Genomic DNA, 20,227 nt, shown 5'->3' on the forward strand with positions numbered 1-20,227 from the left:
GAAAGGTGTTACCACAACCGTGAGTCAGGCTCCACACAGAGCTTGTGTCCACCGATATATCACCGGTGGTGATAGGTGGAGCGGTTAGCAGCAGGGACCGCATAGTGAAACGCTATTTATGCATCGCGTTCATTGTCGCCAGCGCACTCGTTGTAAAGAGTGATAAACCGGATGTGTTTATTGCCTTTACCCTGATAGCGCAGGACAAGTAGCGTTAAGGCCGCCTCGGGCGGCCTTTTTTATTTCATCCCGTCTACACTTCATGGCAAAGTAGTTCAATGCATGCCTTTTTCCTTTTACGGCATGCCCTTACGGACATAATGGACAATTGCCTGGAGTTTTATGCCCACCCATCTGGTTTGGTTTCGCGCGGATTTACGCATTCACGACAACTTCGCTCTCGCGGCGGCCTGCCGCGCTAAAGACGCGAATGTGCTGGCCCTGTTTATCGCCACGCCTGAACAGTGGCGGCAGCACGACATGGCGCCCCGGCAAGCGGCACTACTCAGCGCGTATCTGAATGACCTGCAACATTCACTGGCTGAAAAAGGCATTCCGCTGATCTATAAAGAGGCCCATGATTTTGCCGCGCAGCGCCAGACGGTGCAGGCAATCTGCCAGCAGCACGCAGTAACGCATCTTTATTACAACTATCAGTATGAATTCAACGAGCAACAGCGGGATCGTCAGCTGGAGAAAACCCTTGCGGGCGTGGTCTGTGAAGGCTTTGATGACAGCGTGATGCTCGCGCCGGGCAGCGTAATGACCGGTAGCCACGAAATGTATAAAGTTTTCACGCCGTTTAAAAATGCCTTTATCAAACGCCTGAAAGAGGGACTACCTGAGTGCGTTACCGCCCCGACCGTGAGAGGGGAAACGATAACGGATCTGCCGGCGATCAGGCTGAATTATCCCCAGCAGTCGTTCGATGAAACAGTATTCCCCGCCAGTGAGAAAGCAGCTATTGACCGGTTGCGTCAGTTCTGCACGCAGGGGGCGGCAGAGTACGAGGCGCGTCGGGATTTTCCAGCGACTGAAGGCACCAGCCGCTTGTCGGCCTGTTTAGCGCTGGGCGCGCTCTCTCCGCGCCAGTGTTTACATCGCCTGCTGGCGGAACAGCCTCAGGCCTTAGACGGGGGGGCGGGCGCAGTGTGGCTGAACGAACTGATCTGGCGTGAGTTTTATCGCCATCTGATGACGTATCATCCTGATTTGTGTAAACATCGGCCCTTTATTCGTTGGACCGAACAGGTACAGTGGCAGTCGAATGAGAAGCTGCTTAAAGCATGGCAGCGTGGGCTCACCGGCTTCCCGATTGTTGATGCGGCTATGCGGCAGCTCAATGAAACCGGGTGGATGCATAACCGCCTGCGTATGATTACCGCCAGCTTCCTGGTGAAGGATCTGCTTATCGACTGGCGAACCGGAGAGCGTTATTTTATCTCTCAGCTGATCGATGGCGATCTGGCGGCGAATAACGGCGGCTGGCAGTGGGCGGCCTCCACCGGAACGGATGCGGCTCCCTATTTTCGGATCTTCAATCCGACCACGCAGGGACAACGATTTGACGCCGACGGCGAGTTTATCCGTCGCTGGCTGCCTGAGCTAAAGGATGTCCCGGCCAAAGCCATTCATGAACCCTGGGTATGGGCGGATAAACAGCGTGTTACCCTGAACTATCCCCGTCCCATTGTCGACCATAAACAGGCGCGCGTCGCCACGCTGGCGGCGTACGAAGCCGCCCGAAAAGTTTGAGAGAATGATGATGAAAAACAGTGAACTGGAACGCCTGATTAACGAAAAACTCAACACGGCTTCGTTTAGCGACTACGGCCCGAATGGCTTGCAGGTGGAGGGGCGCGAGGCGGTGCAAAAAATCATCACCGGCGTAACGGCAAGCCAGGCGCTGCTGGATGAGGCGGTGCGTCAGGAAGCCGATGCGGTGATTGTCCACCACGGTTATTTCTGGAAAAACGAATCACCGATTATTCGCGGCATGAAGCGCAACCGACTTAAAACGCTGCTGGCGAATGACATCAATCTGTACGGCTATCACCTGCCGCTCGATGCGCATCCTGAACTGGGAAATAACGTTCAGCTTGCGCAGCTGCTGGGGATTACCGTGATGGGTGAAATTGAACCTCTGGTGCCGTGGGGCGAACTGTCGATGCCGGTTCCGGGTCTGGAGCTGGCTTCGTGGATCGAAGCGCGCCTGGGGCGTCGTCCGCTGTGGTGCGGCGACACCGGGCCGGATACCGTGAAGCGCGTAGCATGGTGCACCGGCGGCGGCCAGGGCTTTATTGACAGCGCGGCGCGTTTTGGTGTCGACGCCTTCATTACCGGCGAAGTCTCCGAGCAGACCATTCACTCAGCCCGTGAACAAGGCCTGCATTTTTACGCGGCGGGCCATCACGCCACCGAGCGTGGCGGCATCCGCGCCCTCAGCGAGTGGCTGACGGAAAATACCGATCTGGATGTGACGTTTATTGATATCCCTAATCCGGCCTGATGAGAGGTAGTTAAGTGCAGCGAGCGCGTTGTTATCTTCTGGGTGAAACCGCGGTAGTTCTGGAGCTTGAGCCTCCGGTGACGCTTGCCACGCAAAAGCGTATCTGGCGTCTGGCTCAGCGACTGCCCGAGCTACCCGGCGTGGTTGAAGCTATTCCGGGTATGAATAATATCACCGTGGTGCTGCATGATCCGCACACGGGGGCGCTGGATGCCATTGAGCGTCTGCAACGCTGGTGGGAGGAGAGCGAGGCGCTGGAGCCGGAATCGCGGACGATTGAGATCCCGGTTGTCTATGGCGGCAAGGGAGGTCCCGACCTTGGCGTGGTGGCCGAACACTGTGGATTAACGGAGAAGCAGGTTGTGGAGCTGCATAGCTCAGTCGACTATGTTGTCTGGTTTTTGGGATTTCAGCCGGGTTTCCCCTATCTGGGCGGGTTATCGCCCCAGCTGCATACTCCGCGCCGGGCTGAGCCGCGCCTGAGCGTACCGGCGGGCAGCGTGGCGATTGGTGGCGAGCAAACGGGAATTTATCCGCTCGCCTCACCGGGAGGCTGGCAGCTGATTGGGCACACGTCCACGCCGTTATTTGAACCAGGCCAGGACGCGCCCATACTTCTGCGTCCGGGGGATACCCTGCGCTTTATCCCGCAGAAGGAGGGGGTATGTTAACGCTTATTCGCGCAGGGCTTTACACCTCGGTACAGGATGCCGGGCGTTTTGGGCTGCGTCAGTCGGGCGTGAGCTACTGCGGTGCGCTCGATCGCCCTTCGCTGGAGATTGCCAACCTGCTGGTAGGTAACGCAGGCAGCACGGCGGCGTTAGAAATTACGCTGGGTCAGTGCGTGATTGAGTTTGGTCAGGAAACCTGGTTTGCCTTAACCGGCGCGGGCTGTGACGCGACGCTGGACGGCAAAGCGGTGTGGACCGGCTGGCGCCTGCGGGCGAAGGCCGGACAGCGTCTGACGCTCAAGCGTCCTCTGCACGGCGTGCGCAGCTATCTTGCGGTGGCGGGGGGGATCGACGTGCCGGAGGTGCTGGGCTCATCCAGCACCGATCAGAAAGCGGGAATGGGCGGCCATGAAGGACGGCTGCTGCGTGACGGCGATCGTCTGCGAATAAAGACCTCAACGCGCCATTTCACCACCACGCAGGGCGTGAAACAGCTGCTGTGGGGGAACGTGATCCGCGCCTTACCGGGGCCGGAATATCAGGAGTTTGATGAAGCCTCGAAAGAGTCTTTCTGGCGCTCGCCGTGGAAGATCAGCCCGCAGAGTAACCGCATGGGTTACCGGCTTCAGGGCCAGCCGCTGACCCGCACGACTGACCGGGAGCTGCTTTCCCATGGTCTGTTGCCCGGGGTGATTCAGGTGCCGGGCAACGGGCAGCCCATCGTACTGATGAACGATGCGCAAACCACGGGGGGATATCCGCGTATTGCCTGCATTATCGAAGCGGATCGCTACCATCTGGCGCAAATTCCTCTCGGTCAGCCCATTCATTTTGTGCAGTGTTCGTTGGAGGAGGCGCTGAAAGCCCGGCAGGATCAGCAGCGTTATCTCGAACAGCTGGCGTGGAGGCTCGATGGTAAAGATTGATTTAAACGCCGATCTGGGGGAGGGCAGCAACGCCGATCTGGGGGAGGGCAGCAACGCCGATGCGGCGCTGATGACGCTGGTCTCCTCGGTGAATATCGCCTGCGGGTTTCATGCCGGCGATGCGCAGACCATGCTGGCGAGCGTGCGCAATGCCATGAAAAACGGCGTGGCGATTGGCGCTCACCCCAGCTTTCCCGACCGGGAAAACTTTGGTCGCACAGCGATGGATCTGCCGCCTGAGACGGTTTACGCGCAAATGCTCTACCAGATCGGCGCGCTGGAGGCGATAGTGCGCGCTGAGAATGGCGTGTTGCGCCACGTCAAGCCGCACGGCATGCTCTATAACCAGGCGGCGAAAGATCCGGTGCTGGCGGATGCCATTGCCCGTGCGGTGCGGGACTGTAATCCGCAACTGATTCTGGTAGGCCTGGCGGGCAGCGAGCTTATTCGTGCCGGAGAACGGCTGGGGCTGACTACGCGGCAGGAAGTGTTTGCCGATCGGGGATACCTGCCGGACGGTAGTCTGGTTCCGCGTACGCAGGCCGGTGCGCTGATCACCGACGAAGGTAAAGCACTGGCGCAGACGCTGGAGATGGTGCGCTTCGGGCGAGTAACCTCAACGGAGGGTACAACGGCAAACGTTCAGGCTGATACGGTGTGCTTGCACGGTGACGGCGAGCATGCGCTCCAGTTTGCGCGACGCCTGCGGGCGGCGTTCTCGGAAGAGGGCATTGTTGTCAGCGCAGAATAATCATGAAAGGACAATAACATGCCAGAAGGTCCGGAGATCCGCCGCGCGGCGGATAGCCTGGAGGCGGCGATAAAGGGCAAACCTCTGACACACGTCTGGTTTGCCTTTCCTCAACTCAAGCCGTTTGAATCGCAGCTGGTGGGGCAGACGGTGACCCACATTGAAACGTGCGGCAAGGCGTTACTCACCCACTTTTCCCATAACCTGACGTTATACAGCCATAATCAGCTTTACGGTGTCTGGCGGGTGGTGGAGGCGGACGAGCAGCCGCAAACGACCCGCGTGCTGCGCGTGCGGCTACAAACGGCGGATAAGGCGATCCTGCTCTACAGCGCCTCTGATATCGAAATGTTAACGCCGGAGCAACTGCTGACGCATCCGTTCTTACAGCGGGTCGGGCCGGACGTGCTCGACATGCGTCTGACGGCAAGCGATGTGAAAGCCCGGTTGTTATCCCCCACATTCCGCAACCGGCAGTTTTCCGGGCTATTGCTCGATCAGGCATTTCTGGCGGGGCTGGGAAACTACCTGCGGGTGGAGATCCTCTGGGAAGTGGGGCTGGCGCCGCAGCGCAAAGCGTCGCAACTGAGCGATGAACAGCTGGAGGCGCTGTCGCACGCGTTACTGGATATTCCACGGCTGTCGTACAACACGCGCGGCGTGGTGGATGAGAACAAGCATCACGGGGCGCTGTTCCGCTTCAAGGTGTTTCATCGGGCAGGTAAAAAGTGTGAGCGGTGCGGCGGGGTGATTGAGAAGGCGACGATCTCTTCCAGGCCGTTTTACTGGTGTCCTGGGTGCCAGATGTAAAAAAGCCGGGTGGTGGCTACGCCTTACCCGGCCTACATCTCGCACTTGTAGGCCCGGCAAGCGAAGCGCCGCCGGGCGTGTTTTTTAGCGCTTAATGTCAGACTTAAAATCACGCTGCTCGTAGCCGGTATACAGCTGACGAGGACGCGCGATTTTCATGCCTTCGCTGTGCATTTCGTTCCAGTGCGCAATCCAGCCCACGGTACGCGCCATGGCGAAGATTACGGTGAACATGGAAGACGGAATGCCCATCGCTTTCAGAATAATGCCAGAGTAGAAATCGACGTTCGGGTAGAGTTTCTTCTCGATGAAGTACGGGTCGTTCAGCGCGATGTGTTCCAGCTCCATCGCCACTTCCAGCAGATCATCTTTGGTGCCCAGCTCTTTCAGCACTTCGTGGCAGGTCTCACGCATGACGGTCGCGCGCGGGTCGTAGTTTTTGTAAACACGGTGACCGAAGCCCATCAGACGGAAGGAGTCATTCTTGTCTTTCGCGCGGCGCACGAACTCAGGAATGTGCTCAACGGAGCTGATCTCTTCCAGCATCTTCAGTGCCGCTTCGTTCGCGCCGCCGTGCGCCGGTCCCCACAGGGAGGCGATGCCCGCAGCGATACAGGCGAACGGGTTCGCGCCGGAAGAGCCCGCGGTACGGACGGTAGAGGTCGAGGCGTTTTGTTCGTGGTCAGCGTGCAGGATCAGAATACGGTCCATCGCGCGTTCCAGCACCGGGTTCACTTCGTACTCTTCGCACGGCGTGGAGAACATCATACGCAGGAAGTTACCCGCGTAGGAGAGGTCGTTGCGTGGGTACACAAACGGCTGACCGATAGAGTATTTGTAACACATCGCCGCCATGGTAGGCATTTTAGACAGCAGACGGAACGCCGCGATATCACGGTGACGTGGGTTATTCACGTCCAGAGAATCGTGGTAGAACGCCGCCAGCGCACCGGTAATACCGCACATGACCGCCATCGGATGAGAGTCACGACGGAACGCATGGAACAGACGGGTAATCTGCTCATGGATCATGGTGTGACGGGTCACGGTGGTTTTAAATTCATCGTATTGGGCCTGCGTCGGTTTTTCGCCGTTCAGCAGGATGTAGCACACTTCCAGATAGTTGGATTCGGTGGCTAACTGATCGATGGGGAAGCCGCGATGGAGCAGGATACCTTCGTCACCGTCAATGTAGGTGATTTTGGATTCGCAAGATGCGGTGGAGGTGAATCCAGGGTCAAAGGTGAATACCCCTTTGGAACCCAGCGTACGGATATCAATAACATCCTGACCGAGCGTGCCTTTTAGCACATCCAGTTCAATAGCATCATCACCATTTAGGGTGAGTTTTGCCTTTGTATCAGCCATTTACGGTCTCCTTAGCGCCTTATGCTTAAGACTGCGCTTTACCGGATTTGCTTTCAGCTGTTAATCATCGTTACCAGATTGTTATTTGGCTTACCGCTCAGCTCACGAGGAGAAACCAGGGTACAGAGCTATGGCGCCTTGCAGGTAAACGAATGAAATATCAGTGAAACAACAGCAAATCAGCGTTTTTGCAGTCCGAATTATTCAAACCTGTATATCACTAATAACTGTCCTGATAACTTCGGTCAATACCATCACACTGTTACATAACTATTTGTCAGGTGAAAGTGAGACCTCATAACTTTTGCGCATTATATGCCTTTTCTGCTGACGTTTGTAACAATATTGTTTAATATTTGTCAAATCAGATGATTAAAAATTAAAAAGATGTTGTTATCGTGACCCCGATCACTGTTCCAGAGAAAACCCAACAAACTGTATGTAGGTTAATTGTAATGATTTTGTGAACGGCCTATACTGCCGCCAGGTCTCCGGAACACCCTGCAATCCCGAGCCACCCAGCGTTGTAACGTGTCGTTTTAGCATTTGGAAGCAATGTTTTGCATGACGCGCAGTTATAGAAAAGGAACGCTGTCTGACCCGCATCGCAGTCCGGAGGAAGGAAACAATAAGAACAGCATGTGGGCGTTATTCATGATAAGAAATGTGAAAAAACAAAGACCTGTCAATCTGGATCTGAAAACGATCCGATTCCCTGTAACAGCAATAGCGTCCATTCTGCACCGTGTTTCTGGTGTGATTACGTTTGTGGCGGTCGGTATCTTGCTGTGGTTACTGGGAACCAGCCTCTCATCCCCTGAAGGATTCCTCCAGGCCTCAGCCATTATGAATAGCTTCTTCGTGAAATTTATCATGTGGGGCATTCTGACCGCGCTGGCCTATCACGTGGTTGGCGGCGTTCGCCATATGCTGATGGACTTTGGCTACCTGGAAGAGACGTTCGAGGCCGGTAAACGTACCGCTAACATTTCATTTGTGATCACTGTCGTGCTTTCACTTCTCGCAGGAGTTCTCGTATGGTAAGCAACGCCTCCGCATTAGGACGCAATGGCGTACATGACTTCATCCTGGTCCGTGCTACCGCCATCGTTCTCACCCTTTACATCATCTATATGATCGGTTTCTTCGCGACCAGCGGCACGCTGACGTGGGAAATCTGGAGTGGTTTCTTCGGATCGGCCTTCACCAAAGTGTTCACCCTGCTGGCCCTGTTCTCCATCCTTATTCATGCCTGGATTGGCATGTGGCAGGTGTTGACCGATTACGTTAAACCGCTGGCGATTCGCCTTCCGCTGCAACTGATTATTGTTGTTGCTCTGCTGGTTTACGTCATTTATGGATTTGTTGTGGTGTGGGGTGTGTAATGAAACTGCCAGTCAGAGAATTTGATGCTGTTGTGATTGGTGCGGGTGGCGCAGGTATGCGCGCCGCACTACAAATTTCCCAGAGCGGCCAGACCTGTGCGCTGCTCTCTAAAGTATTCCCTACCCGTTCCCACACTGTGTCTGCGCAGGGCGGTATCACCGTTGCGCTGGGTAATTCCCATGAAGATAACTGGGAATGGCATATGTACGATACGGTAAAAGGTTCCGATTACATCGGTGACCAGGATGCCATCGAATATATGTGTAAAACCGGCCCGGAAGCGATTCTGGAGCTGGACCACATGGGTCTGCCGTTCTCTCGTCTGGAAAATGGCACCATCTATCAGCGTCCGTTTGGCGGCCAGTCGAAAAACTTCGGCGGCGAGCAGGCGGCACGTACCGCAGCGGCGGCTGACCGTACCGGCCACGCGCTGCTGCACACGCTGTATCAGCAGAACCTGAAAAACCACACCACAATTTTCTCCGAGTGGTATGCGCTGGATCTGGTGAAAAACGCCGATGGCGCCGTGGTGGGATGTACCGCCCTGTGCATCGAAACCGGTGAAGTGGTCTACTTCAAAGCCCGCGCAACCGTGCTGGCGACCGGCGGCGCAGGCCGTATCTATCAGTCCACTACCAACGCCCATATCAACACCGGTGACGGCGTAGGGATGGCGATCCGCGCTGGCGTGCCGGTGCAGGACATGGAGATGTGGCAGTTCCACCCAACCGGTATCGCCGGTGCGGGCGTACTGGTGACAGAAGGCTGCCGTGGTGAAGGTGGTTACCTGCTGAACAAACATGGCGAGCGCTTCATGGAGCGTTATGCGCCAAACGCAAAAGACCTTGCGGGCCGTGACGTGGTGGCGCGTTCCATCATGATCGAAATCCGTGAAGGCCGCGGCTGTGACGGCCCTTGGGGTCCACACGCGAAGCTGAAACTCGACCATCTGGGTAAAGAAGTGTTGGAATCCCGTCTACCGGGCATTCTGGAACTGTCCCGCACCTTCGCGCACGTCGACCCTGTGAAAGAGCCAATTCCGGTTATCCCAACCTGTCACTACATGATGGGCGGTATTCCGACCAAAGTGACCGGTCAGGCGCTGACCGTGAACGAGCAGGGCGAAGACGTGGTCATCCCTGGCCTGTTCGCGGTAGGCGAAATTGCCTGCGTATCCGTGCACGGCGCAAACCGTCTGGGCGGCAACTCCCTGCTGGACCTGGTGGTATTTGGTCGTGCGGTGGGGCTGCATCTCCAGGAATCTATTGCCGAGCAGGGCGCGCTGCGTGATGCGACCGATGACGAAATAGATGCCTCTCTTGAGCGCCTCAATCGCTGGAACGGTAATCGTAACGGCGAAGATCCGGTGGAGATCCGTAAGGCGTTGCAGGAGTGTATGCAGCACAACTTCTCGGTATTCCGTGAAGGTGACGCGATGGCCAAAGGGCTTGAGCAGCTGAAAGCGATCCGTGAGCGTCTGAAGAATGCCCGTCTGGACGATACCTCAAGCGAGTTCAACACCCAGCGCGTTGAGTGCCTGGAGCTGGATAACCTGATGGAAACCGCGTTCGCCACTGCGATGTCGGCAAACTTCCGTACCGAAAGCCGTGGCGCCCATAGCCGCTTCGACTTCCCGGATCGTGATGACGAAAACTGGCTGTGCCATTCCCTGTATCTGCCAGAGTCGGAAACCATGACGCGTCGTAGCGTTAACATGGAACCGAAACTGCGTCCGGCGTTCCCGCCGAAGATTCGTACCTACTAATGCGGAGACAGGATAATGAAACTCGAATTCTCAGTTTATCGTTATAACCCGGATGTAGACGATGCTCCGCGTATGCAGGATTACACCCTCGAAGCGGAAGAAGGTCGTGACATGATGCTGCTGGATGCCTTAATCCAGCTGAAAGAGAAAGATCCTACGCTGTCGTTCCGCCGCTCCTGCCGTGAAGGGGTGTGTGGCTCTGACGGTGTAAACATGAACGGCAAAAACGGTCTGGCCTGTATTACGCCAATTTCAGCGCTACAGCGTTCTGGCCAGAAAATTGTGATCCGTCCTTTGCCTGGCCTGCCGGTCGTGCGTGATTTGGTGGTGGACATGGGGCAATTCTATGCACAATATGAGAAGATTAAGCCTTACTTATTGAATAATGGGCAAAATCCACCCGCTCGCGAGCACTTACAGTCTCCTGAGCAGCGTGAAAAACTCGATGGGTTGTACGAGTGTATTCTCTGTGCATGCTGTTCAACGTCATGCCCGTCTTTCTGGTGGAACCCGGATAAATTTATCGGCCCTGCGGGTCTGCTGGCTGCCTATCGCTTCCTGATCGACAGCCGCGATACCGAAACCGAGAATCGTCTGGAAGGGCTAAGTGACGCTTTCAGCGTATTCCGCTGCCATAGCATCATGAACTGCGTCAGTGTGTGTCCTAAGGGGCTGAACCCGACGCGCGCCATCGGCCATATTAAGTCGATGTTGTTGCAGCGCAGTGCGTAAGTAACAACGCCGGATGGCGCTGCGCTTATCCGGCCTACGTAACAGTAGGCCCGGTAAGCGTAGCGTCACCGGGCAAATTGCAGAAACCTTTAAAAACTGCCCTGAAGTTTAGACAGTTTCTAAAGGTTCCTTCGCGGGCCAAATGAAAAGAGCTCGCAGGTGAACCCCGGCACGTACACGTGGTGTGCGTGGTAGTTTCTACGGCGAAAGTAAGCATAAAAATGCTTAAGGGATCACGATGCAGAACGGCGCAATGAAAGCCTGGCTGGACTCTTCTTACCTCTCTGGTTCAAACCAGAGCTGGATAGAACAGCTCTATGAAGACTTCTTAACCGATCCTGACTCAGTGGACGCAAACTGGCGTTCCATGTTCCAGCAGTTGCCTGGTACAGGGGTCAAACCGGATCAATTCCATTCAAAAACACGTGATTATTTCCGTCGTCTGGCGAAGGATGCCTCACGTTACTCTTCTGCGATTTCCGACCCTGACACCAATGCGAAGCAGGTTAAAGTCCTGCAACTTATCAACGCTTATCGCTTCCGTGGTCACCAGCATGCGAATCTCGATCCGCTGGGACTGTGGCAGCAGGAACGTGTAGCGGATCTCGATCCGGCTTATCACGATCTGACCGAGGCCGATTTCCAGGAAAGCTTTAACGTAGGTTCCTTTGCCATCGGCAAAGACACGATGAAGCTGGGCGATCTGATTGACGCGCTCAAGCAAACCTACTGCGGCTCCATCGGCGCGGAATATATGCACATTACCTCCACCGAAGAGAAACGCTGGATCCAGCAGCGTATCGAATCCGTGGCAGGCCACGCGAATTTCTCAGCAGAAGAGAAAAAACGTTTCCTCAGCGAACTGACCGCAGCGGAAGGCCTTGAGCGCTATCTGGGCGCGAAATTCCCTGGCGCAAAACGCTTCTCACTGGAGGGCGGCGATGCGTTAGTCCCGATGCTGAAAGAGCTGATTCGTCATGCCGGTAAGAGCGGCACGCGCGAAGTGGTGCTGGGCATGGCGCACCGTGGTCGCCTGAACGTGCTGGTTAACGTGCTGGGTAAAAAGCCGCAGGATCTGTTCGACGAATTTGCGGGTAAACATAAAGAGCACCTCGGCACCGGTGACGTGAAGTACCACATGGGCTTCTCGTCGGATATCGAAACCGAGGGCGGTCAGGTTCACCTGGCGCTGGCGTTTAACCCGTCGCACCTGGAAATCGTCAGCCCGGTGGTTATCGGTTCCGTGCGTGCGCGTCTGGATCGTCTGGACGAGCCGAGCAGCAATAAAGTACTGCCAATCACTATTCACGGTGATGCGGCGGTCACAGGGCAGGGCGTGGTTCAGGAAACCCTGAACATGTCGAAAGCGCGTGGTTATGAAGTGGGCGGTACCGTTCGCATCGTAATCAACAACCAGGTGGGCTTCACCACCTCTAACCCGCTGGATGCGCGTTCCACCCCGTACTGCACCGACATCGGTAAAATGGTTCAGGCGCCCATCTTCCACGTTAACGCGGATGACCCTGAAGCCGTTGCTTTCGTTACCCGTCTGGCGCTGGACTTCCGTAACACCTTCAAGCGCGATGTGTTCATTGACCTCTTCTGCTACCGCCGTCACGGCCACAACGAAGCGGATGAGCCAAGTGCAACCCAGCCGCTGATGTACCAGAAAATCAAAAAACACCCGACGCCGCGTAAAATCTACGCTGACAAGCTGGAAAGCGAAAAAGTGGCGACGCTGGAAGATGCGACCGAGATGGTCAATCTTTATCGCGACGCGCTGGATGCGGGTGAATGCGTAGTGAAAGAGCTGCGCCCAATGAACATGCACTCCTTTACCTGGTCGCCGTATCTCAACCACGAGTGGGACGAGAGCTACCCGAACAAGGTTGAGATGAAGCGTTTGCAGGAACTGGCTAAACGCATCAGCACCGTGCCGGAAGCGATCGAGATGCAGTCCCGCGTGGCCAAGATCTATGGCGATCGCCAGGCAATGGCGGCGGGTGAGAAGCTGTTCGACTGGGGCGGCGCGGAAACGCTGGCCTATGCGACGCTGGTTGACGAAGGTATTCCGGTTCGTCTGTCCGGTGAAGATGCGGGTCGTGGCACCTTCTTCCACCGTCATGCGGTTGTACACAACCAGTCTAACGGTTCAACGTACACTCCGCTTCAGCACGTGCATAACGGTCAGGGCCAGTTCAAGGTCTGGGACTCCGTGCTGTCAGAAGAAGCGGTTCTGGCCTTCGAATACGGCTACGCCACCGCAGAACCCCGCACCCTGACCATCTGGGAAGCGCAGTTCGGTGACTTCGCCAACGGTGCGCAGGTCGTCATCGACCAGTTCATCTCCTCCGGTGAGCAGAAGTGGGGCCGTATGTGCGGTCTGGTGATGCTGCTGCCGCACGGCTATGAAGGACAAGGTCCGGAGCACTCCTCCGCGCGTCTGGAGCGTTATCTGCAACTCTGCGCCGAGCAGAATATGCAGGTTTGCGTGCCGTCCACTCCGGCTCAGGTTTACCACATGCTGCGTCGTCAGGCGCTGCGCGGTATGCGCCGTCCGCTGGTGGTCATGTCGCCAAAATCCCTGCTGCGCCATCCACTGGCGGTCTCCAGCCTGGAAGAGCTGGCAAACGGCACCTTCCTGCCGGCCATCGGTGAAATTGACGAGCTGGATCCGCAGGCCGTTAAGCGTGTCGTAATGTGTTCTGGTAAGGTTTATTACGACCTGCTGGAACAGCGCCGTAAGAACGATCAGAAAGATGTCGCCATCGTGCGTATCGAACAGCTTTATCCGTTCCCGCATCAGGCGATGCAGGAAGTGCTGAAACAGTACGCTCACGTTCATGATTTTGTCTGGTGCCAGGAAGAGCCGCTCAACCAGGGCGCATGGTATTGCAGCCAGCATCATTTCCGTGAAGTGATTCCATTTGGGTCTGCCCTGCGTTATGCAGGTCGCCCGGCCTCCGCCTCTCCGGCGGTAGGGTATATGTCCGTTCACCAGAAGCAGCAACAAGATCTGGTCAATGACGCGCTGAACGTCGATTAATTAAAGGATACATAATGAGTAGCGTAGATATTCTTGTTCCCGACCTGCCTGAGTCCGTAGCAGATGCAACCGTCGCCACCTGGCACAAAAAACCAGGCGACGCGGTAACCCGTGACGAAGTGCTGGTAGAAATCGAAACTGACAAAGTGGTACTGGAAGTACCGGCTTCAGCGGATGGCATTCTGGATGCAGTCCTGGAAGATGAAGGTACGACCGTCACTTCTCGCCAGATCCTGGGTCGCCTGCGTGAAGGCAATAGCGCGGGCAAAGAGTCCAGCGCCAAATCTGAAGAGAAAGCGTCTACTCCGGCCCAGCGCCAGCAGGCGTCTCTGTCCGATCAGACCAATGACGCGCTCAGCCCGGCGATCCGTCGCCTGCTGGCTGAGCACAGCCTCGATCCGGCAGCCATCAAAGGCACCGGCGTGGGTGGCCGTCTGACGCGCGAAGACATCGACAAGCATCTGGCAAAAGCGCCTTCTGAGGCGAAAGCGGAAGCGAAAGCCCCTGCGGCAGCACCAGCGGCACAGCCAGCTCTGGGCGCACGTAGCGAAAAACGCGTGCCGATGACCCGCCTGCGTAAGCGCGTGGCCGAGCGTCTGCTGGAAGCGAAAAACTCCACCGCGATGCTGACCACCTTTAACGAAGTCAACATGAAGCCAATCATGGATCTGCGCAAGCAGTACGGTGACGCGTTTGAAAAACGTCACGGTATCCGTCTGGGCTTCATGTCCTTCTACGTGAAAGCGGTAGTTGAAGCGCTGAAACGCTACCCGGAAGTGAACGCGTCTATCGATGGCGATGACGTGGTTTACCACAACTACTTCGACGTCAGCATGGCGGTTTCTACCCCACGCGGCCTGGTTACCCCGGTTCTGCGTGACGTGGATACCCTGGGTATGGCTGACATCGAGAAGAAAATCAAAGAGCTGGCCGTGAAAGGCCGCGACGGCAAGCTGACCGTTGAGGACCTGACTGGCGGTAACTTCACCATTACCAACGGTGGTGTGTTCGGCTCGCTGATGTCTACCCCGATCATCAACCCGCCGCAGAGCGCGATCCTGGGTATGCACGCCATTAAAGATCGTCCAATGGCGGTAGACGGTAAAGTGGAGATCCTGCCGATGATGTACCTGGCGCTCTCTTACGATCACCGCCTGATCGACGGCCGCGAGTCCGTAGGCTTCCTGGTTGCCATTAAAGAGCTGCTGGAAGATCCAACGCGTCTGCTGCTGGACGTCTAGTTTTTGCAGTCTTGCCCGGCGGCGCGTTGCTTGCCGGGCCTACAAAGCACTACCTAACGATTACCTGAAGGATGGATAGAACACATGAACTTACATGAATATCAGGCCAAACAGCTGTTTGCCCGGTATGGCTTACCGGCTCCGGTGGGTTATGCCTGTACTACCCCGCGTGAAGCAGAAGAAGCCGCGTCTAAAATCGGTTCCGGCCCGTGGGTAGTTAAATGTCAGGTTCACGCTGGTGGCCGTGGTAAAGCGGGCGGTGTGAAGGTTGTTAAGAGCAAAGAAGAGATCCGTGCGTTTGCTGAACATTGGCTCGGCAAGCGTCTGGTAACCTACCAGACAGATGCGAACGGGCAGCCGGTTAACCAGATCCTGGTGGAAGCGGCAACCGACATCGCGAAAGAACTGTACCTCGGCGCAGTCGTAGACCGTAGCTCCCGTCGCGTGGTGTTCATGGCGTCTACCGAAGGCGGCGTGGAAATCGAAAAAGTGGCGGAAGAAACCCCGCACCTGATCCACAAAGTGGCTATCGATCCGCTGGCGGGCCCAATGCCTTACCAGGGTCGTGAGCTGGCATTCAAACTGGGTCTGGAAGGCAAGCTGGTTCAGCAGTTCACCAAGATCTTCATGGGTCTGGCGACCATTTTCCTGGAGCGCGATCTGGCGCTGATCGAGATCAACCCGCTGGTGATCACCACCCAAGGTGACCTGATCTGCCTCGACGGCAAGCTGGGCGCTGACGGCAACGCGCTGTTCCGCCAGTCCGATCTGCGCGAAATGCGCGACCAGTCTCAGGAAGATCCGCGTGAAGCGCAGGCTGCACAGTGGGAACTGAACTACGTGGCGCTGGATGGCAACATCGGCTGCATGGTTAACGGTGCGGGCCTGGCAATGGGCACCATGGACATCGTTAAGCTGCACGGCGGTGAGCCAGCGAACTTCCTCGACGTGGGCGGTGGCGCAACCAAAGAGCGCGTAACCGAAGCGTTCAAAATCATTCTCTCTGACAGCAACGTGAAAGCGGTTCTGGTGAACATCTTCGGCGGTATCGTACGTTGCGACCTGATCGCCGACGGTATCATCGGCGCGGTAGAAGAAGTGGGCGTTAACGTTCCGGTTGTTGTACGTCTGGAAGGGAACAACGCTGAACTCGGCGCGAAAAAACTGGCTGACAGCGGCCTGAATATTATTGCAGCGAAAAGTCTGACGGATGCAGCTCAGCAGGTTGTTGCCGCAGTGGAGGGGAAATAATGTCCGTTTTAATTAATAAAGATACCAAGGTTATCTGCCAGGGCTTCACCGGTAGCCAGGGGACTTTCCACTCCGAACAGGCGATTGCCTACGGTACGCAGATGGTTGGCGGCGTAACGCCAGGTAAAGGCGGCACCACGCACCTGGGCCTGCCGGTGTTCAACACCGTGCGTGAAGCGGTAGAAGCGACGGGCGCAACCGCGACCGTGATCTACGTACCGGCGCCGTTCTGCAAAGACTCTATTCTGGAAGCGATCGACGCAGGCATTAAGCTGATCATCACCATCACCGAAGGCATCCCGACGCTGGATATGCTGACCGTGAAGGTGAAGCTGGACGAAGCAGGCGTGCGCATGATCGGCCCGAACTGCCCAGGCGTTATCACTCCAGGCGAATGCAAAATCGGCATCATGCCGGGCCACATTCATCGCCCAGGCAAAGTGGGTATCGTGTCCCGTTCCGGTACCCTGACCTATGAAGCGGTTAAGCAGACCACCGACTACGGTTTCGGCCAGTCCACCTGCGTGGGCATCGGCGGTGACCCGATCCCGGGCTCTAACTTCATCGACATCCTGAAGCTGTTCCAGGAAGATCCACAGACCGAAGCGATCGTGATGATCGGTGAGATCGGTGGTAGCGCGGAAGAAGAAGCGGCTGCTTACATCAAAGATCATGTGACCAAGCCGGTGGTGGGTTACATCGCAGGTGTGACCGCGCCGAAAGGCAAACGTATGGGTCACGCGGGCGCGATTATCGCAGGCGGTAAAGGTACGGCTGATGAGAAATTCGCAGCACTGGAAGCCGCAGGCGTGAAAACCGTTCGCAGCCTGGCGGATATCGGTGAAGCACTGAAATCCATCATTAAGTAAGTCCTCTCTGCTCCCCGATTGGGGCGCGTTGAAGTATAAAAAAATGTCCGTTTCGACATGGTTGGCCGCTGTAAAGCGGCCTTTTTTTATTGCCTGCGTTTAGCCACCAGAGTGAATTTATAGTCGTCGGTGTTAAACACGTTGCGACTGTATTCAAATACCCGGCCGTCTTTCAGAAAGCCACGAGAGACTTTTTCCAGAATCGGTTTTGCCGGATCGAGCGCCAGGGCGGCAATCGCCTCATCCGATGGCATGACTGGCACCAGCTCCTGCTCGCTGCGATCGATCACCATCTTTTTGATCTGCTCAATGTAATGGTATTTCGACTGTTCCATCACTTCCCAGGTGAGGTCGGGGAACATCGCCAGCGGCATCCATGTCTCTTCCAGATTCACCGGCTTTTCCCTGATGAAGCGTACGCGCTTGACGTGCCAGACCTTATCATCCGGATTGAGCGCAAGTTTTGCCGCGAGCCGCTCATCGGCTTTCACCACTTCGAAGACGCTGACGTCGCTGTGCGTATCGACGTTGCGATCCGCTAACTTTTCGTAAAAGCCGGTGAGCTGATAAATATCGTAATTCACCCGCTCCTCTTTTACATACGAGCCGCTGCCCTGAATACTTTCGATGATCTGCTCGTCGGCGAGCAGCTTCAAAGCCTGCCGCACGGTGACCCGGCTGACGCTAAACGCCTCCTGAAGGCTGGATTCCGTCGGCAGCGCGTCGCCAGGTTTTAACTCACCGGCATTAATTTTCTCGCGGAACGCATCGGCGATCTGCCGGTACATCGGTTTATTGCCCATTGTGTCGCGCCTTTTTAATACCTTTTCAGGGAATTATGCCTTCAGTGGTGAATTTGTAAATAATACAAATAAGATACAAATATTGATGTTAGTGAAAATGATCACATAAATGTATTATCTGGTCTGCCACAATCCTCCCCAGACAATAACTTTGGATAGGTGAGGATCTTTATGAACCTGACGACTCTGACCGACCCCCGTGCTGTCTGCGTGCAGGCGCAGTTTACCAGCCGTGATGAGGCAATCCGTCAGCTTGCGACGCGGCTGGTGGCGTTGGGCAAAATAGCCGACGCCGATACGTTTCTGGCAGACGTTTTCCATCGGGAATCGCTTGGCCCGACGGCGTTGGGCGAGGGGCTGGCCGTACCCCATGGTAAATCAGTGGCGGTAAAGGAAGCGGCTTTTGCCGTGGCCACACTGCGCGAGCCGCTGGCCTGGGAAGGCGTGGACGGGCCGGAGGAGGTCGAGCTGATTTTTCTGCTCGCCATTCCTCCCGCTCAAGCGGGGTCAACGCATATTCAGGTCCTGACGGAACTGACGTCTCGCCTGGCGGATGACGAGCTCAGGGCGCGCGTGATGACGGCGACCAGCGCGGAAGCGGTGCTTGCGGCGATGGAGACGGCGCCTGACGCACAAGAAACCGCCGTTGCGGTGAATGCCCCGACGATCGTCTGCGTAACCGCCTGTCCGGCCGGGATCGCCCATACTTACATGGCAGCGGAGTATCTCGAAAAAGCGGGACGTAAGCTCGGCGTCAATGTGGTGGTCGAAAAGCAGGGGGCAAATGGTATTGAGGGGCGCATCACCGCGCAGCAGTTGCAGGAGGCAAAAGCGTGTATCTTCGCGGCGGAAGTGGCGATCAAAGAGCGTGAGCGTTTTCAGGGGATCCCCGCCATTTCCGTGCCCGTCGCGGAACCCTTACGCCATGCGGAAGCGCTCATTGAGCGTGCGCTGGCGCTACAGCCTGTATCCGATGCGCGTCCTGCGCACGTCGACACGGACGCGAAAAAGTGCGTTAAAACCGAACTCAAGCAGGCGCTGCTCAGCGGTATCTCCTTTGCGGTGCCGCTGATTGTCGCTGGCGGCACGGTGCTGGCCGTGTCGGTACTGCTGGCGCAAATCCTGGGCTTGCAGCATCTGTTCGATCAGGAAAATTCGTGGCTGTGGATGTACCGCAAACTGGGCGGCGGGATGCTCGGTATTCTGATGGTGCCTGTTCTGGCGGCCTATACCGCTTACTCGCTGGCGGATAAACCTGCACTTACGCCCGGCTTTGCGGCGGGTCTTGCCGCCAATATGATCGGCTCTGGTTTTCTCGGGGCCATCGTCGGCGGGCTGATTGCGGGCTACCTGATGCGCTGGGTGAAAAACCACATCCGGCTGAGTAGCCGCTACAACGGCTTTCTGACCTTTTATCTCTATCCGGTGATTGGCGTGCTGGGCGCAGGCAGCCTGATGCTGTTTGTGATCGGCGAACCGGTAGCCTGGATCAATAACGCCCTGACCGCCTGGCTTAACGGTCTGTCCGGCGCGAATGCGCTGCTGCTGGGGGCGATCCTGGGCTTTATGTGCTCGTTCGATCTGGGCGGTCCGGTCAACAAAGCCTCTTACGCGTTCTGTCTGGGGGCGATGGCGAATGGCGTATACGGGCCTTATGCGATTTTTGCCTCCGTCAAAATGGTATCGGCCTTTACCGTGACGGCATCAACGATGTTGGCTCCGAACCTGTTCAAACAGTTCGAAATTGAAACCGGCAAGTCCACCTGGCTGCTGGGGCTGGCGGGCATCACCGAAGGGGCAATTCCGATGGCTATCGAGGATCCGTTGCGGGTCATTGGCTCATTTGTTCTGGGGTCAATGGTGACCGGAGCGATTGTCGGGGCGATGGGGATTGGGCTATCCACCCCCGGCGCGGGCATTTTCTCGCTCTTCTTACTGCATGATGCCGGGCTGGGCGGCGTGATGGCCGCTGTCGGCTGGTTTGGCGCCGCGCTGGCTGGCGCCGCAATCTCTACGCTCATTTTACTGCTCTGGCGACGCCAGGCCGTGAAGAGCGGCACCTACGTGACTGAAGACATACCATCGTAAACACGCACTGA

Annotated in this window: 17 protein-coding genes; 15 read left to right on the forward strand and 2 right to left on the reverse strand. The window is 56.5% G+C overall.

Annotated elements, in window-relative coordinates:
• Nucleotides 1-342: 342 nt before the first annotated feature.
• Genes phrB through nei form a run of 6 tightly spaced genes read left to right on the forward strand, consistent with a single transcriptional unit; the run spans nt 343 to nt 5,667 of the window.
• Complete coding sequence (gene phrB, locus ACWKXX_RS02105; RefSeq protein ID WP_023303302.1) at nt 343-1,755, forward strand: deoxyribodipyrimidine photo-lyase; 1,413 nt, start codon at nt 343-345, stop codon at nt 1,753-1,755.
• 10 nt (nt 1,756-1,765) lie between these two features.
• The gene (locus ACWKXX_RS02110; protein WP_026094364.1) at nt 1,766-2,509 is read left to right on the forward strand and encodes a type 2 GTP cyclohydrolase I; all 744 of its coding nucleotides are present in this window, start codon (nt 1,766-1,768) and stop codon (nt 2,507-2,509) included.
• A 14-nt stretch (nt 2,510-2,523) separates the two neighbouring features.
• The gene (gene pxpB, locus ACWKXX_RS02115) at nt 2,524-3,180 is read left to right on the forward strand and encodes a 5-oxoprolinase subunit PxpB (RefSeq protein WP_045340891.1); all 657 of its coding nucleotides are present in this window, start codon (nt 2,524-2,526) and stop codon (nt 3,178-3,180) included.
• Entirely contained in the window at nt 3,174-4,106 is a 933-nt protein-coding gene (gene pxpC / locus ACWKXX_RS02120; RefSeq protein WP_284329779.1) for a 5-oxoprolinase subunit PxpC, read from the forward strand. Before pxpB ends, pxpC begins: the two co-directional genes overlap by 7 nt.
• Complete coding sequence (pxpA, locus tag ACWKXX_RS02125) at nt 4,093-4,857, forward strand: 5-oxoprolinase subunit PxpA (protein WP_454540758.1); 765 nt, start codon at nt 4,093-4,095, stop codon at nt 4,855-4,857. The genes pxpC and pxpA overlap by 14 nt, the downstream gene beginning before the upstream one ends.
• Before the next feature lie 18 nt (nt 4,858-4,875).
• On the forward strand, nt 4,876-5,667 hold the full coding sequence (gene nei / locus ACWKXX_RS02130; RefSeq protein ID WP_261666365.1) for an endonuclease VIII: 792 nt from the start codon (nt 4,876-4,878) through the stop codon (nt 5,665-5,667).
• 84 nt (nt 5,668-5,751) lie between these two features.
• Here the strand turns inward: nei and ACWKXX_RS02135 are convergent, their stop codons facing one another.
• A complete protein-coding gene (locus tag ACWKXX_RS02135) occupies nt 5,752-7,035 on the reverse strand; it encodes a citrate synthase (protein ID WP_006809584.1) in 1,284 nt (427 codons plus the stop codon).
• A 639-nt stretch (nt 7,036-7,674) separates the two neighbouring features.
• Here ACWKXX_RS02135 and sdhC point away from each other — a divergent pair.
• From sdhC to sucD, 8 genes are all read left to right on the forward strand, one after another.
• A complete protein-coding gene (gene sdhC, locus ACWKXX_RS02140; RefSeq protein WP_026080740.1) occupies nt 7,675-8,079 on the forward strand; it encodes a succinate dehydrogenase cytochrome b556 subunit in 405 nt (134 codons plus the stop codon).
• Nucleotides 8,073-8,420, forward strand: a complete 348-nt coding sequence (sdhD, locus tag ACWKXX_RS02145) for a succinate dehydrogenase membrane anchor subunit (RefSeq protein ID WP_003858621.1) — start codon at nt 8,073-8,075, stop codon at nt 8,418-8,420. Before sdhC ends, sdhD begins: the two co-directional genes overlap by 7 nt.
• The gene (gene sdhA, locus ACWKXX_RS02150; protein ID WP_003858619.1) at nt 8,420-10,186 is read left to right on the forward strand and encodes a succinate dehydrogenase flavoprotein subunit; all 1,767 of its coding nucleotides are present in this window, start codon (nt 8,420-8,422) and stop codon (nt 10,184-10,186) included. The genes sdhD and sdhA overlap by 1 nt, the downstream gene beginning before the upstream one ends.
• 15 nt (nt 10,187-10,201) lie before the next feature.
• Nucleotides 10,202-10,918 carry a succinate dehydrogenase iron-sulfur subunit gene (locus tag ACWKXX_RS02155; RefSeq protein ID WP_023303307.1) on the forward strand — a complete coding sequence of 239 codons (717 nt, stop codon included), beginning with the start codon at nt 10,202-10,204 and terminating at the stop codon, nt 10,916-10,918.
• A gap of 238 nt (nt 10,919-11,156) precedes the next feature.
• The gene (gene sucA, locus ACWKXX_RS02160; protein ID WP_003858615.1) at nt 11,157-13,964 is read left to right on the forward strand and encodes a 2-oxoglutarate dehydrogenase E1 component; all 2,808 of its coding nucleotides are present in this window, start codon (nt 11,157-11,159) and stop codon (nt 13,962-13,964) included.
• Between the two features lie 14 nt (nt 13,965-13,978).
• Nucleotides 13,979-15,205 carry a 2-oxoglutarate dehydrogenase complex dihydrolipoyllysine-residue succinyltransferase gene (gene odhB / locus ACWKXX_RS02165; RefSeq protein ID WP_003858613.1) on the forward strand — a complete coding sequence of 409 codons (1,227 nt, stop codon included), beginning with the start codon at nt 13,979-13,981 and terminating at the stop codon, nt 15,203-15,205.
• Nucleotides 15,206-15,289: 84 nt separating this feature from the next.
• On the forward strand, nt 15,290-16,456 hold the full coding sequence (gene sucC / locus ACWKXX_RS02170) for an ADP-forming succinate--CoA ligase subunit beta (protein ID WP_017384968.1): 1,167 nt from the start codon (nt 15,290-15,292) through the stop codon (nt 16,454-16,456).
• On the forward strand, nt 16,456-17,325 hold the full coding sequence (gene sucD / locus ACWKXX_RS02175; protein ID WP_003858609.1) for a succinate--CoA ligase subunit alpha: 870 nt from the start codon (nt 16,456-16,458) through the stop codon (nt 17,323-17,325). Before sucC ends, sucD begins: the two co-directional genes overlap by 1 nt.
• Nucleotides 17,326-17,411: 86 nt before the next feature.
• Here the strand turns inward: sucD and ACWKXX_RS02180 are convergent, their stop codons facing one another.
• On the reverse strand, nt 17,412-18,128 hold the full coding sequence (locus tag ACWKXX_RS02180) for a GntR family transcriptional regulator (protein WP_017384967.1): 717 nt from the start codon (nt 18,126-18,128) through the stop codon (nt 17,412-17,414).
• Between the two features lie 171 nt (nt 18,129-18,299).
• Between ACWKXX_RS02180 and mngA the strand changes: the two genes are divergently transcribed.
• Nucleotides 18,300-20,216, forward strand: a complete 1,917-nt coding sequence (gene mngA, locus ACWKXX_RS02185; protein ID WP_261666363.1) for a PTS 2-O-a-mannosyl-D-glycerate transporter subunit IIABC — start codon at nt 18,300-18,302, stop codon at nt 20,214-20,216.
• Nucleotides 20,217-20,227: the final 11 nt, after the last annotated feature.

Source organism: Enterobacter sp. UPMP2061 (assembly GCF_053709615.1).

Coding starts and splice junctions, on each gene's coding strand:
- sucC (WP_017384968.1), top strand. CDS start 15,290: ATGAACTTACATGAATATCAGGCCAAACAGCTGTTTGCCCGGTATGGC.
- ACWKXX_RS02180 (WP_017384967.1), bottom strand. CDS start 18,128: ATGGGCAATAAACCGATGTACCGGCAGATCGCCGATGCGTTCCGCGAG.
- ACWKXX_RS02110 (WP_026094364.1), top strand. CDS start 1,766: ATGAAAAACAGTGAACTGGAACGCCTGATTAACGAAAAACTCAACACG.
- sdhA (WP_003858619.1), top strand. CDS start 8,420: ATGAAACTGCCAGTCAGAGAATTTGATGCTGTTGTGATTGGTGCGGGT.
- pxpC (WP_284329779.1), top strand. CDS start 3,174: ATGTTAACGCTTATTCGCGCAGGGCTTTACACCTCGGTACAGGATGCC.
- ACWKXX_RS02135 (WP_006809584.1), bottom strand. CDS start 7,035: ATGGCTGATACAAAGGCAAAACTCACCCTAAATGGTGATGATGCTATT.
- sdhC (WP_026080740.1), top strand. CDS start 7,675: ATGTGGGCGTTATTCATGATAAGAAATGTGAAAAAACAAAGACCTGTC.
- ACWKXX_RS02155 (WP_023303307.1), top strand. CDS start 10,202: ATGAAACTCGAATTCTCAGTTTATCGTTATAACCCGGATGTAGACGAT.
- phrB (WP_023303302.1), top strand. CDS start 343: ATGCCCACCCATCTGGTTTGGTTTCGCGCGGATTTACGCATTCACGAC.
- sdhD (WP_003858621.1), top strand. CDS start 8,073: ATGGTAAGCAACGCCTCCGCATTAGGACGCAATGGCGTACATGACTTC.
- odhB (WP_003858613.1), top strand. CDS start 13,979: ATGAGTAGCGTAGATATTCTTGTTCCCGACCTGCCTGAGTCCGTAGCA.
- mngA (WP_261666363.1), top strand. CDS start 18,300: ATGAACCTGACGACTCTGACCGACCCCCGTGCTGTCTGCGTGCAGGCG.
- pxpA (WP_454540758.1), top strand. CDS start 4,093: ATGGTAAAGATTGATTTAAACGCCGATCTGGGGGAGGGCAGCAACGCC.
- sucD (WP_003858609.1), top strand. CDS start 16,456: ATGTCCGTTTTAATTAATAAAGATACCAAGGTTATCTGCCAGGGCTTC.
- sucA (WP_003858615.1), top strand. CDS start 11,157: ATGCAGAACGGCGCAATGAAAGCCTGGCTGGACTCTTCTTACCTCTCT.
- nei (WP_261666365.1), top strand. CDS start 4,876: ATGCCAGAAGGTCCGGAGATCCGCCGCGCGGCGGATAGCCTGGAGGCG.